We start from the raw sequence: 13,216 nt of genomic DNA, 5'->3' as shown, positions 1-13,216 counted from the left end.
TAAGCTCTACCAAACCATCTTTAACGGTGTTCAACAGAATGTACCCCTTTCACTCTCTTTCAAGGTGGATTGGTCTGCATCAGTATATCATTGAACCTTATGGACTTCACTAACGCTAAACCTGGTGGTGCGCTTATTAGTATGTCGGCATAATCCTTTGCCCCTATATCCTCGAGGACATCCTTATTATTCCTCATAATTATCTTTGTATTAGTTAACTGTAATATGAGTTCGTTCAAGTCTTGAGGCATGTGCGTAGCTAGTATTGCTCCTAAGCCCCTAACCCTACCTAACCTAAGGATCCTATTTATCATCCTCTCTATAGTTGACTTGGACACTTCTCCTTTAGCCTGCGGGAAGAACTCATGGGCTTCGTCCATTATCAATAACGTCAGAAAAGTCCTCTTTGAGTTACTTTTGTAAAGCCTATCCTTAAAGCCGTAAACTTCGTTTAATATCTTGTACACGACTATCGAGAGGGGGTCTGTGGACTCCGTCGATTCCAAAAGGAAGGACAAGTCGATTATTAAGAGCTCTGTATTCAGGAGGTCTTCCGGTAGTTCGTGAATTGTAGTTTCAACGTCAAATATGCCGTAATCGTTCAGGGTTCTCAGCAACCTATTAATATTAGCCTCCGTACCTGAATGAATATCGAGGTCTTCCTCCATTGTGTATTTTAATAGCTCGTTTAAGTAGAGGACCACAGAGGAGTCAGAATTCCCTCCTAACTTATCGCTTCCTCCCTCCTTCTTTATGATAGTATACTTAACTTTCTGATTACCGTGCTGGAACTCCCTAAACACCTCCCTAGTAGTCTTCACCATTTCGTTCACTTGTTTTAACAAATCGCCCGTAAGATATATCGGCTCGTCTACGAGGTTACTTAAGGTAATATGATTTAGAACCCAACCCCATATGCGGTTGATAAGTTGTCTCTGTTCATCGGTCACATTCTTAGTGCCCTTCCCGGCTACCAGCTCCTTTAAGAACTCATAAAGGTTTTTCTTGAAGCGATTATATATCGGCTCCCACATCATCGATGCCTGATCGCTCATGTAAGGGGTTATATTGTTAAAGGTCTTGAACACAGTTGAGAACTTTAACGAGAAGGGGTAGAACTTAATTTTCCCGCACTCAACGTATTCCCCTTCACTTATTCCGTCCTGACAATATCTGCTCGTTATCATATTCTCAAAAGTATTGTAATATTCCAACAGATTCCTCGTAATAGGGACTACTACACTCCCCTCCATTCCCTTTTCTATGGCAAACCTTACGAAGTCTCCTTGCCTGTCAAAGACCACTGACTGTTTGGGGATCCCAGCGTCGTAAATTATCGACTTCAGCAATGTAGTCTTACCGGACCCGGTAGTACCTATGACCAGTACGTGGTGTCTTAATGTCTCTTCGTCTAGAACGACCCTAGCCCCTATCTTGGTAAAACCGGAAAAAACGTTGCCAACGGTTACTCCGTCCTTTAGTATGTTGAGGGCTATCTCGATGAGGTCATCTTTAGGCAAGAATACCGGGGACTGTGGGTCTATTGGTGATACTACCGGGGTGGGCTTGGGTTCGCCTTTTTCTAAGTCCTCTATCCTCACCTCAGCCAAGGGATTGATGGTGAGGACGGTATTAGTTATTATTGTCGAGGGGTCTTCCCTTCCCCTTATCTCCTTGATACCCAAGGTCGTCATCATGTCGCCTCTAGTTATTGTGTCCACCGAGCCTATTACAATCACTTTCGGTATTATAGAAGATATAGCTATAATTTCTCCCCTCTTTACCGGGTTTTTGAAGTAGCTCTCAAAGGATATGTCCACTTTTATAAGGGGTTTGCTCCCGACGTTAATGTATTCGAATCGTGTTACCTTACCTATGACGTTCCCGTCTCGGGAATACTTTGTTACGATTTCGTAAGCCTCTTTTACCCTTCCCTTTAGTTGCTCTACTAATTTGTCAGTATAAAGCTCTTCCATAAGGTGTATTGTTTGCGGACATTAAAAAGTATTATTGAATAGAATGGACGAGTGTTTGTCTAGAGGAAGTAGTGACTTTGGGGGATAGACTCTTTGAACAATCCTTTAGCACGGTTGATTTGAGGTTTAACATAGTATTTATCAAAGTTTTAGCTTACAAGAGTGCTTGATTCTCAGAGTCCCTGACTTCCTCCTCACCCTGGAAGGGTCGAGGGTTCGCCTTCAGAGGGCTCATCGTTCCCACCATCGATTCGGGATTACATCTCTCATCTGGTGGGCAGTCGAGTGGCTCAGAGAACCACTCCCATTTGAAAATAGCATTGGGGGCGTGGGGGTATCCCCCACAAAGGGGACTTTCATTGCCGAGCTCTAGTCCCTTGAAAGAAAAGGAAGATGATGGTTGCTTCTCCCACAGTCCTATTAAGCCCTCAATCGAGCTGCGGAGGAGCGTCATCAACGTCACTAAGAAAAATTTTGACAAAGAAGTATTTAAACACGGGGCTATCCATCTGGCGAGGCTTTCCGCCCCTTTAACTACCTTTCTTTGTAATTAGGTTTTTATTTTAGTAAGAAGAGGTATAATTTAGAATGTCATTAGCCGACGAGATTAAGAAAGTATTGACAGAGAATCCCTCAATATTAGCTGATGTACTAGCCTCACATCCTGAAATTATTTATCAGGTCTTGGCAAAACTCACACCATGGCAGAATTTGGCTACGAAACAAGACGTGGAGGAGATAAAGAAAGTTATGGCGACTAAGCAGGATATTGAGGAGATAAAGAAAACAATGGCTACAAAACAAGACGTGGAGGAGATAAAGAAAGTTATGGCGACTAAGCAGGATATTGAGGAGATAAAGAAAACAATGGCTACAAAACAAGAACTCGAAGAAGTAAAGAAGGATATCGAGGGTATTAAGAAAGTTATGGCTACAAAACAAGAACTTGAGGAGATAAAGAAAACAATGGCTACAAAACAAGAACTCGAAGAAGTAAAGAAGGATATCGAGGGTATTAAGAAAGTTATGGCGACCAAGCAGGATATAAAGACCTTAGAAGTGATGATTAGTGCCTTAGGCACCAGGTGGGGTATTCAGGCTGAGGATGTATTTAGAAAAGGCATGATGGAACTTTTATCTAATACAAACTGGAAAGTAGATAGAGAAATTATCTTTGACAAAGATGGAATAGTTTACGGCTATCCATCGGAAGTAGAAATAGACGTGATCATTAGTGACGGCAAAGTAATACTAGTTGAACTAACAGCTTCGCTGAAGAGAAGCGATTTAATTCCCTTCAGTAAGAAAAAAGAATTATATGAAAAAGAGAAAGGACGTAAAGTCTCTGAAGTGGTCGTAATTACTCCCTTCATTGACGATAAGAATGAGGAGAGGATTATAGCTATAGCTAAATCGTTAGGCATCAGAATAATAAAACCGAGCGAAATTAAACCTGACTGAATACGGGTTAAGTCAGACTCCCTTCCTGCTCTGGAAGGATAAGGGTTCTCATTTGGAGTGTCTATCATTCACCTCATTGATTCGGGTTTGCATCTGGTAGACAGTCGAGTTGACTCAGATACCACAATCCATTTGAGGAGAGAGACTTTCATTGCCGAGCTCTACCCCCTTCAATGAAGGAAGGAGATAACGGTTGCTCCTCCCACAGTCCCATTAAGCCCTCAATCGAGCTAAGGAGGAACCTTGTTAGCACTACTAAAAGAATTTCACAAAAAGAAGTATTAAATATGGACGGTAATTCATCCCCTAGAAGAGGCTTTCCACCTCCTTAACCACCTTTTCTTTAAACTTAGACTTGAATATCAAACAACTTTTGAGGTGTTAAATCTATATAGATAAATTAATCCGATGAAAAGTAATAAAGTCAATAAGACAATGAAAAACGTAGGGTGGATAAAGCGGAGAAGGGGGAAAGAAAAGTTATACGAACCAGCTTTGTTTTTATCTTCTGAAAAAGACTACGAATTATGGCTAAGCACTTAAAGAGAAACACATTAGATTTCTTTACCGAGGCGGAATTACCGCCCCTCAGATATAAATACGAGTCGATGACGGGAAACCCTCGCTGGTGGAGAGGAAGTCAGTAACTATTTATCTTTATAAGTTTTTAACCTTGGTCATTAATATCATCTTGTGGTAGACCCTAAAATCGTGATTAAGCTACTTGAGGACAGAGGGAGACCTCGGGGGAGCAAGATTAAGGACGAGGAGTTGAAAAGATTAGCTAAACTGGGTGAAGAGAATATTAGGTTATTAGAAGAACTAGGTTGTTGGAAAATAGAAGGTGGAGTAATATATTACAAGACTGGTTGCTTAGGGAATTACTTTCAAGAGTAGGAGAGTTAAAAGGTAGTGAGACAGACCGCTTTTTGAAGTTCTTAGCTATACTCAACACCTTACTTGAAAGGAAAAGGCTCGGTAGGGTAATCATAGTAGGAGGTTTTGCAGCGGAGATCTATTCAGGAAGGAGCTATAGAACGGGTGACGTAGATATAATTGTAGAAGGTGGTAGTGCTGATATAGTAAGAGAAGTATTGAGGGAGTTCTCAGACTTCGGTCTCAGGATATATTTACCTAAGATAAGAGAGATATCCGAAAAAGGTATAGATATTGTAGGAGAAAACTATAACAGAAGGAAACCCCCTCTGGAGATCCGTGTCGATTCCTACCGAGTGTATATTGTGCCACCAGAAGAAGTAGTGATAACATACTTGGAAGCGTGGAAGTTTTGGGGAAGTATGGAAGATCGGAATAAGGCGGTCTTAGTATACTGTTCACAACTCCCCGTTATAGACAAGGCGTACTTAGAGGCTGAAAGTGAAAGGAGAGATGTTAAGGACTACTTGGAGAAGTTAAGGGATTATTGTTAGCCCTAAAGAAGAATTAAACCAAGTAAGTAATAATAGGAAAAACTCGAACTAATCAGTTAAGTTTGGACATCTTTAGCATCACCAGTACTAAGAAAGAGATATTTAAGTATAAGAGGATAAACCTTGGTATCCTGACTTTCAGCCTGTTTACCCCCAAACTTTCTGTTTTATTCAGATTATAAATAGGACTTCAACGTAGAAATAATGGCATTTTAAATTTAATTTTTAGGGATTAAATCTAAAAAACATTTCGAAATACTTATAGATAAAAAAATTATAACTTAAACGATATCGTGTTCGGTGCTATATAAAACTCCAGTTTTATCTCGGAATTGTTATATAATTGCAACCCTGTGAATAGTAATGTATTACTAAATATTTCAGTAACGGCTGTTGATCCGTTTGGAGCACCGATCTTTACACCATGAATACTGCTATTCAATAAAATGGTCGCACCTCCACTTGCCGTTGTATTCAATGCCATTATATTTACTTTTATTGTGAAAGTAAGATATTCGAGTCCATTCATACTGAATACAGTATTGTTAAGTATTGTCACGTTTAATAATGGATTATTATATAATTGTTCCGGAGCATAACTACCAATATTAATTGATGGATATATTAGAAATGAATCTCCTACTTTCACCTTAGTTAAATTAATATTAACGTATGCGATAATTAGAACATAGTGCGTTAAGTTCCTTACTAATATTCCACTATTAATTATAAATGGATAATTACCAACTAACGGAGTTGACCTATATATCGGCGAAGAAACAGCAACAGCCATAATCTGTTTATTACCAAGAAATTGCTCATTAACTAAATTTATGTGCCTATATTGATTGAATATAATTACACTTTGTACCACTACTATTCCGATTAGAATTATGGATATTAATTTCCATTTAATCATATATTACCACACCTCCTAACTAGAAGTTAACTATCCATCCGGCACCGGGTCCATTCTGTAAATTCCATGGAAAACAATTATCCCAAAAGTTACCTATTGTAAATACTTCTATATCTAACTGATATGCTGGACTTAATCCATTACCATTAGGAGTATATATTAATGTGGCTGTTGGCCATGTCCATTCAGCTTGTGCATAGGAATTTGCACCAGGCTGATTAATAGCCCATTTCCATCCTTTTACATAATTAGGATTAGGATTAGAACCTGGTAAGAAAGTTTCTCCTTGAACACGATAGACATAGAAAGTTTCGGAAACTCCAGCTGTAGCAGTAGAGGACGACGATAACTCAGACACTGGCGTCACTGTAATAGTTAATGAATATGATACTTGTTCTGTTTGAGTAGCGTATTGACAATACTGCCATGCATTATTAGGAGATGTATTGTATATCCATGTGTTGGGAGGATCATTGGTTATATTAATATACTGAATCATCGTAGGACCATTACTATCTCCTAACCCTCCATCATCTTCATACCAACACCCAGAAGCGTCGACTAAACCCTGATTTACTACAAATATAGGCAGTATTGTCTCACCATTTAACGTTACTATACCATCAGCGTAATATATGTTTACTTGATCTGCTACAACTGTATGATTACTATCTGCACCTACATAATCCCAATTAGTAGAAATTACGAGGACGAGATTATTAGTCGTATCTGAAGTAGTATAAGCATCAGTCTTTGTGATTAAAAGCATTGTAGTCAATATTATTAATAACGTGGCTATTCTTAAGATTTTTTTACTTTTCCACATCTTATTTTTCTTTATCTTTGGGAGATATATACTTTACTTTAAAGACATAGATGACAACAGAGCTTCTTTATGTTTGTTATGAAGACTCTCACGTGAATTGAAATGGCATTAAACATTATTAAGTATTGTGGGCTTATTTTCGATCTGGTTTTTCTCGTTGGGGAATTATTGAAAACATTCCAAGCGTACTACATCTTAGTATGCTACACGCTAAGCACGACTCCTCAGTTAACTTATCGGTAATCACACTCCCCTTGATCAGATATTCGTCTGCATACTATTGATTGCTTAACGATGCTATTCACCGTGTATAAACTCCTTAAACTATGTTAAGCCGGAAAGCTAAAATCTTAGAATAAAAAGTAAATAAGTATTAAATATTAAAGTGTATTTTCGGTCATGACTTGTGATATTTTCAAGGTAATGCTTAAGTATGGTACTCTTCAGTTAGCTGTCGCAATGGTTATGGTAGGGATAGCTTTAGGTATGTTACCCCTCACGGTTATAGGTGGAGCGTTGCTCGGGGTAGATTTGTTTTTCTTGTAAGTGATAGACTAAACAAGAGAAAACACGCGCGTTAGGAGCAGGAGATCGAGTATTTTTCTAGTATATATACACTTCTACCCATTATCTTGAGACATTGGAAAAAATTTAGTAAATTAACTTTAAATGCACTAGTAACGTAGGAGTAGTGGTTTTAGCTTAGTCTTCTTCATAAGGAAGGGATAGGTAGTTATTTCTTGCCAAAAACTCTCTGTCTTTAGCACAGTAGTTCAAGTTTGTGATGTTAAAGGCTAGTTTGAGAATATACAAACTAATCGGTTATACACTACCCTCGGTCAATTTAAGTTCGATACAAATAAAAATACAGTTACAAATTAAATTACAACGTTAATGTTTCGAGAGTCGATAACACTCAAAAACTTATATCTTTTGAATATTATCTACCTTTACTAATGAGATTTTTGAGAAGTAGAATATGACACTATAAATCCCACGTAAATTTTAACCGTAGTCTCCCTCACCTTCACTCCACGTCTCCTTCCCTCATTCCTTCAGCTTAAATTTCTGAACAAAAAGGAGTCTCATGAGTATTTTACATAATCTGGTAGATAAAAACTAAAAAGGTGACAAAAAAACAAACCGTAACTAAGAGCTAAAATATTTCCATGATAGAACTATACCGACTCCAGATAGGACTACGGCAAACACGACGAGGTATGTGAAGTCTATTGCTAGGTTTGTTTGTATACCTAGTAGCATTCCCCTTACTACTGCGTTTGAATAAGTTAATGGGTTTACCTCAGCAACTGGTTTTAACCAGAAAGGCATCGACTTTATAGGATAAAACGCATTGCTGGTAAATAGTAACGGCAGATTGAGTAAGTTCATCACCGCCATTTGGGACTGCCATGAACTTGCTCTAATGGCTATTACCAGGAAGAGGGAGGAAAGTCCGAAGGACATCAGGAATAGAGCAGCGTAAGCTCCAAGAAAGTCTAAGACGTTTATTCCCGGATAAAAGGACATCCCTAACAGCACTCCTACGGCTAGGACAATAGTAGCTTGTACCAATGACCTAATCACCGAAGACAACACTTTGCTTATGATTATATTACCCCTCGGTACTGGGGTCGTCAAAAGCCTATCCAATACTCCTAACCTTCTATCCCATACCATTGACATACCGCTCTGCATTGAAGTGAACAATACTATGAAGGACAGCATTCCCGCAGCGAGGTAAGAGAAATAATCTGTTGTGCCGAAAGTTTGTTTCAATATTTCCTGCCCGATCTGGTCAATTATGCTTTTCGGTATGTTCAATCCGGGTATTGAAAGAGCTGTTCCAGAGAATAAACTCTGTAGGTTCATAGCCTTTCCGAAAAGTGCTATCCAGAAGATTGGTTGCACGACGGATAAGAGGAGGACTGTTGGAGCCTTGTACCACTTCTTTAACTCTCTGTTTGTTAAAGTCCAAAGACCGTGGAATGAAGATCTGTCTACCTCTTCTCTTCTTTTCTGTATTTCCTCAACCATGTTTATCCCCTAGCCCTCCTAAGAGTCCTTCTCATTGCAAATGCCTCCCTTGAATCACTCTCTTCATCTCTCATTTTTCTACCCGTATATTCCATATAGACCTCGTCCATTGTAGGCTCTGTTATGGACATTCTCGACACCTTCACTCCGTTCTTTATTAATCTCTCAAGAATTTGAGGGGCCATCTCTTCTCCATGCTTCACTTTTATCCTCAACATACCGTCGACTTTCTTCACATCGAGTACACCATCGATATTCTGTAATAATTTCATAGCCTCCTCATCACTCGTGGTAGTCAGCATAACCACGTCACCGCCTATACTTTCCTTTAGCTCTTTAGGCGATCCTATAGCAAGTATCTTACCGTGGTCAATTATAGCTATTCTATCAGCGTAAAGGTCTGCTTCCTCTAGGTAGTGAGTAGTGACGAAGATAGTCATTCCATACTCCCTCTTAAGCTTCATAATGTAGTTCCAAATTGCGCTTCTGGTCTGGGCATCTAGACCCAAAGTGGGTTCGTCCAAGAATAGGATTTTAGGTCTGTTGATCAAAGACATTGCTATTTCCAACCTCCTCCTCACCCCTCCACTATATGTCTGTACTTTTCTGTTCATTGCTTGTGTTAGCTCGACCATATCGAGTAGTTCCTTAGCCCTTTCTCTAGCTACGTCCTTCCTTATACCGTAGAGCCCAGCCATCATCATTATATTCTCCCAGCCTGTCAAGTCCTCGTCAGCAGTGAACTCTTGAGGCACTACTCCGATGGAGCTCCTTACTTTTGCTGGATCTTTAATTATATCGTAACCATTAACTATAGCAGTTCCCTCCGTAGGCTTCAATACTGTAGTTAGCATTTTTATGGTAGTTGATTTTCCCGCTCCGTTAGGTCCTAGAAAACCGAATATTTCTCCCTCTCTAACCTCGAAATTTATATGGTCGACTGCTACTAACTTACCGAAAACCTTAGTGAGGTTTATTGCCTTTATCGCCTCACCCACCTTTTATCACCTCCTCGATTTTCCTTAACGCCTTTTCAATTCTTTCCTTATATCGAGAGAGTTGAGCCTTATCTACTTCACTGAAGAATGTTGATAACCCTTCCAGTTCCTCTACTGCGTCGTCAATACTACTTCTGTGTTTCAAAGGTAAGATCTCTTCAATCTCCTTAATTCCCTTATCGGTTATGGTATACCTCTCACCGTCGATTTTCCTGATCACTCCATCTTCTTCCATTTTGCTTAGTAGAGGGTATACTGATCCAGGTGATGGTTTCCAGAAACCCCATGTCATCTTATATACATCGTCTATGATATCTATTCCTCTCTTAGGCGATTGGTAAAGTAGCCAAAGTATCATTGACCTGAGTCTTCCTCTTTGTTTTGCTATCAGTTCACTCATAAATATCGAGATCGATAGTAAAATATTTAAAGTTTTCGAAATCGATAGTAATATTTCGCGGGAGTAATAAATAGGTCAGTAATTATCTAACAAAGTATTCGAAGATCTACTAATTTATTTAAGGATCATCCTTTATCGATATTGCAACGTAGTAAGAAGATTAAAAAGAGTGACTGGATAACACCAGATAATATAGCCAGTTATATTGTGAAAGCTTATGAAAGTATAGTCTCTGCTGGTTTCTCAGGTGTAAAGATAATTATTCCGCCCTACGTATATTCGTCACTATATAGAGTTGTAGACAAAGCGGGGACATTGGAAATAGAATTAGTCAGAGAAATTGGTTATGTGTATGTTTCACCTAATGTAGATTCGGTAGTATTAATATCAAAGCAAGTATTCTACGTATACGAAAAGAAAAGTGTAGCACTAGAGAATTTAGGTAGAGATGGAGAGTATGAAGTATATATGCTGTCTTCAGTATTAGCTCCATATATTATTGACCCTGAAGGAGCTGTAATAATATCTCAACACAAGCATTTTTCAATGTTTTCATATTTGTCCCTTTTATATGCTTTTATCCGTTGATAATTATTCCGATATCAAAACCTTTCCTACATTTACTTGGTCATGTTGAATCAAATTTTAAATTATGTATAGCTCTTTTTACTTATGGACGTCAAAATATTGGTCTTATTCTACGGGTACGGGTCCATAGTTGAACTAGCTAAGGAGATAGCAAAAGGAGCTGAAGATGAAGGAGCTGAAACAAAAATAAGAAAAGTCAGAGAAACATTATACCCTGAATTAGTAGAAAAATTTCACATTCCTATTGAGACCACTAGTAATATACCTGAAGTGAGTTTAGAAGACCTTAAATGGGCTGATGGATTAGCTATAGGTTCTCCAACTAGATACGGGAACATGGCTGGAGGAATGAAAACATTCCTCGACAGCACTGCTCCCTTGTGGAGGTCTGGCGAGCTCTACGGTAAACCTGTAACTTTCTTCACAGAAGCATCTACAGTTCACGGAGGACATGAAACTACCATCCTAACTATGTCAACTTACGCCTATCACTTCGGGATGATCATAGTGCCCCTAGGTTACGCAATTCCTGAAATATCTTCTACTACCACCGGAGGGAGCCCTTACGGTGCCACACATCTAGGTTCTAAAAAAGAGTTAGACGAAAATGAGATAAAGATAGCGAGATTTCAAGGGAGAAGATTAGCCCAAGTAGCGAGGAAGCTCAAAAGCTCGTAAAAGGTAACTATCTGAATTAGGGTATTAAGTTACATGAAAGATTTCTCAGATCAAAGTTCTTAAACTTAGACGAGCTTTTTTCAAAGATGGAAGACATAAAAAACTGATTGATGGGATTAAAAAAAAGATATATATCTACTTTTTATCTCTGTTTTTCCATTTTCTCCAGTCCCCGAAAACCTCATCATATTCAGGACACCCCCTTCTGTAATTAAACCCATTTATCCAATCTACATTGACGAATCTATCGAAGAAGAACTTATCCTTAGGTTCAGTCATTGTGTACTTTGAAAGTTCACTAATAGCCTTTTCCATTTCTTCCCTGCTCTCGAAATACAAGATCACAACTCCCTTACTCGCTAAGGATATGGGAAAAGAGAATATGGTATATTTACCAGTATATCTTTCCTCTAATAACCTGATGAACTCCTCTAACCCTACTTTCAGCGCCCTTACGGGTATCCCTAGTTTATAACACCTTAACGAATTTTCATGTTGTATACCTCTTTCATAACTAGCCCAACACTCCTCACACTTTCCCCAAGGTCTACCGAAATATTTCCAATTCAACGTAATGAGTTAATCACCTCCTTTAACATGGAGAGACCGATCTTAGCCTCTTCCTCACTGATCACTAGGGGAGGTATAATCCTTATTGCAGATTTTCCTGCGGGAATGAGTAATAATCCCTTCTTAAAACTCTCTTCTATAACTTTGTCTCTCGTCTTTGTATCAGGATCTTTCCTTTCACCTTTCACGAACTCTATACCCCAAGCAAGCCCTAACCCTCTTACGTCGTCTACTTTCATTTGTGTAAGTTCTTCGCGGAATAGCTTACTTAACTCGTTAACTCTAGGTAAGAGCTCTTTCACAATCTCTAACGTTTTGACTCCTATAGCACATGCTACTGCATTACCGCCGAAAGTGTTACTATGCATCCCTTTTTTCTTGAAGTCTAGGTCTTTCCTGAACACTGTAGCTCCGATAGGGTAAAGTCCTCCACCTAAAGCCTTAGCTAAAGTGATCACATCTGGAGTAGAGTTGAAGTTCTCTATCGTGAACATTTTTCCCGTCCTACCCATACCCATTTGTACTTCATCGTCTATTAGGTATATCCCGTACTTTCTCGCTGTCTTTTCTAGCTGTGAAAAGAAACCCTTAGGCGGGACTATGTATCCTCCTTCACCTTGTATGGGTTCAAAGATTATTCCGGCAACTTCTTCTGGGTCTACCAAGTGGGCGAATACCCAAGACTCTAAGTACTCTAAAACCGCGTTTGTTAGACCATCAGGGTCCTCATACCCATTTATGTGCCACGGATTCCTGAAAGGGTTCGGATAAGGTATGTGGAATATTCCCGGTAAAGTGGGACCGAACAAGTATTTCTGTACCGGCTTACTGGCGGTCAGGGATAGAGAACCGAAAGTTCTGCCGTGGAAGGAACCAATAAACGCGACAAGGTATTTTCTCTTAGGGTCAGATTGTTTAATTAATTTGATGGAAGCCTCTACAGCCTCTGTCCCGCTATTAGAGAAGAACACTTTCTTGGGAAATTCTCCCGGAGCTAGTTGTACTAACTTCTTAGCTAACTCTAATTGAGGGACGTTATAAAAGTCGTTCCCCATAGAGTGGGCTAGTTTCCTCATTTGTGCTTCCGCTACTCTTATGACTTCAGGATGAGATGGCCAGCCCAAGTTATTCACACCCACCCCGGAGGTAAAATCTAGGTATTTATTACCATCAACGTCATATAACCACATACCTTCCCCTCTGTCCAAAACTAATGGTAGGTCTCGTGTAGAGGTAGCTAAGAACTGTTCCGATTCTTCAACTATTTTTCGGCTCTCCATAATATGATCTTTGAACGGTTGCTTAAATCCATTTGCTAATTTTAAAAAAATTA

General features: G+C 39.2%; 15 protein-coding genes. 6 read left to right on the top strand and 9 right to left on the bottom strand.

From position 1 onward, the window contains the following. Positions 1-59: 59 nt before the first annotated feature. Together WIW72_RS05495 and WIW72_RS05490 are read right to left on the bottom strand one after the other, a co-directional pair. Complete coding sequence (locus tag WIW72_RS05495) at positions 60-1,976, bottom strand: ATP-binding protein (protein WP_337702049.1); 1,917 nt, start codon at positions 1,974-1,976, stop codon at positions 60-62. 154 nt (positions 1,977-2,130) lie between these two features. Next, positions 2,131-2,439, bottom strand: a complete 309-nt coding sequence (locus tag WIW72_RS05490) for a hypothetical protein (RefSeq protein ID WP_337702051.1) — start codon at positions 2,437-2,439, stop codon at positions 2,131-2,133. A gap of 125 nt (positions 2,440-2,564) precedes the next feature. Between WIW72_RS05490 and WIW72_RS05485 the strand changes: the two genes are divergently transcribed. The 3 genes from WIW72_RS05485 (at position 2,565) to WIW72_RS05475 (ending at position 4,867) form a co-directional block, all read left to right on the top strand. Further along, positions 2,565-3,437, top strand: a complete 873-nt coding sequence (locus WIW72_RS05485; protein ID WP_337702052.1) for a DUF3782 domain-containing protein — start codon at positions 2,565-2,567, stop codon at positions 3,435-3,437. Positions 3,438-4,130: 693 nt separating this feature from the next. Then, a complete protein-coding gene (locus WIW72_RS05480; RefSeq protein WP_337702053.1) occupies positions 4,131-4,334 on the top strand; it encodes a hypothetical protein in 204 nt (67 codons plus the stop codon). Next, the gene (locus tag WIW72_RS05475) at positions 4,307-4,867 is read left to right on the top strand and encodes a DUF6036 family nucleotidyltransferase (RefSeq protein ID WP_337702239.1); all 561 of its coding nucleotides are present in this window, start codon (positions 4,307-4,309) and stop codon (positions 4,865-4,867) included. The genes WIW72_RS05480 and WIW72_RS05475 overlap by 28 nt, the downstream gene beginning before the upstream one ends. Before the next feature lie 274 nt (positions 4,868-5,141). On the opposite strand, the gene WIW72_RS05470 is transcribed toward WIW72_RS05475, so the two are convergent. Together WIW72_RS05470 and WIW72_RS05465 are read right to left on the bottom strand one after the other, a co-directional pair. Further along, positions 5,142-5,786, bottom strand: a complete 645-nt coding sequence (locus tag WIW72_RS05470) for a hypothetical protein (protein ID WP_337702054.1) — start codon at positions 5,784-5,786, stop codon at positions 5,142-5,144. A gap of 19 nt (positions 5,787-5,805) precedes the next feature. Then, entirely contained in the window at positions 5,806-6,612 is an 807-nt protein-coding gene (locus tag WIW72_RS05465) for a hypothetical protein (RefSeq protein WP_337702057.1), read from the bottom strand. A gap of 399 nt (positions 6,613-7,011) precedes the next feature. Here WIW72_RS05465 and WIW72_RS05460 point away from each other — a divergent pair, with 399 nt between their 5' ends. Next, positions 7,012-7,158, top strand: a complete 147-nt coding sequence (locus WIW72_RS05460; protein ID WP_337702059.1) for a hypothetical protein — start codon at positions 7,012-7,014, stop codon at positions 7,156-7,158. Positions 7,159-7,761: 603 nt separating this feature from the next. Here WIW72_RS05460 and WIW72_RS05455 read toward each other — a convergent pair. The 3 genes from WIW72_RS05455 to WIW72_RS05445 are packed head-to-tail and all read right to left on the bottom strand — an operon-like array spanning position 7,762 to position 10,047. Then, complete coding sequence (locus tag WIW72_RS05455) at positions 7,762-8,649, bottom strand: ABC transporter permease (protein WP_337702061.1); 888 nt, start codon at positions 8,647-8,649, stop codon at positions 7,762-7,764. 2 nt (positions 8,650-8,651) lie between these two features. Continuing rightward, positions 8,652-9,647, bottom strand: coding sequence for an ATP-binding cassette domain-containing protein (locus WIW72_RS05450; RefSeq protein ID WP_337702063.1), 996 nt, complete (start codon positions 9,645-9,647; stop codon positions 8,652-8,654). After that, complete coding sequence (locus tag WIW72_RS05445) at positions 9,640-10,047, bottom strand: PadR family transcriptional regulator (protein WP_337702065.1); 408 nt, start codon at positions 10,045-10,047, stop codon at positions 9,640-9,642. The genes WIW72_RS05450 and WIW72_RS05445 overlap by 8 nt, the downstream gene beginning before the upstream one ends. 141 nt (positions 10,048-10,188) lie before the next feature. Here WIW72_RS05445 and WIW72_RS05440 point away from each other — a divergent pair, with 141 nt between their 5' ends. Beyond that, positions 10,189-10,635 carry an encapsulin gene (locus tag WIW72_RS05440; protein WP_337702067.1) on the top strand — a complete coding sequence of 149 codons (447 nt, stop codon included), beginning with the start codon at positions 10,189-10,191 and terminating at the stop codon, positions 10,633-10,635. 84 nt (positions 10,636-10,719) lie between these two features. After that, on the top strand, positions 10,720-11,313 hold the full coding sequence (wrbA, locus tag WIW72_RS05435; protein WP_337702069.1) for an NAD(P)H:quinone oxidoreductase: 594 nt from the start codon (positions 10,720-10,722) through the stop codon (positions 11,311-11,313). A gap of 135 nt (positions 11,314-11,448) precedes the next feature. Here the strand turns inward: wrbA and WIW72_RS05430 are convergent, their stop codons facing one another. Next, positions 11,449-11,883: a hypothetical protein gene (locus tag WIW72_RS05430; RefSeq protein ID WP_337702071.1), complete on the bottom strand. Its 435-nt coding sequence runs from the start codon at positions 11,881-11,883 to the stop codon at positions 11,449-11,451. Then, positions 11,880-13,163 carry an acetyl ornithine aminotransferase family protein gene (locus WIW72_RS05425; RefSeq protein ID WP_337702073.1) on the bottom strand — a complete coding sequence of 428 codons (1,284 nt, stop codon included), beginning with the start codon at positions 13,161-13,163 and terminating at the stop codon, positions 11,880-11,882. Before WIW72_RS05425 ends, WIW72_RS05430 begins: the two co-directional genes overlap by 4 nt. Positions 13,164-13,216: the final 53 nt, after the last annotated feature.

This window comes from Stygiolobus sp. CP859M, assembly GCF_037389975.1.
Taxonomy (GTDB): Archaea; Thermoproteota; Thermoprotei_A; order Sulfolobales; family Sulfolobaceae; genus Stygiolobus.
This window is presented reverse-complemented; position numbering and strand designations above follow the sequence as displayed.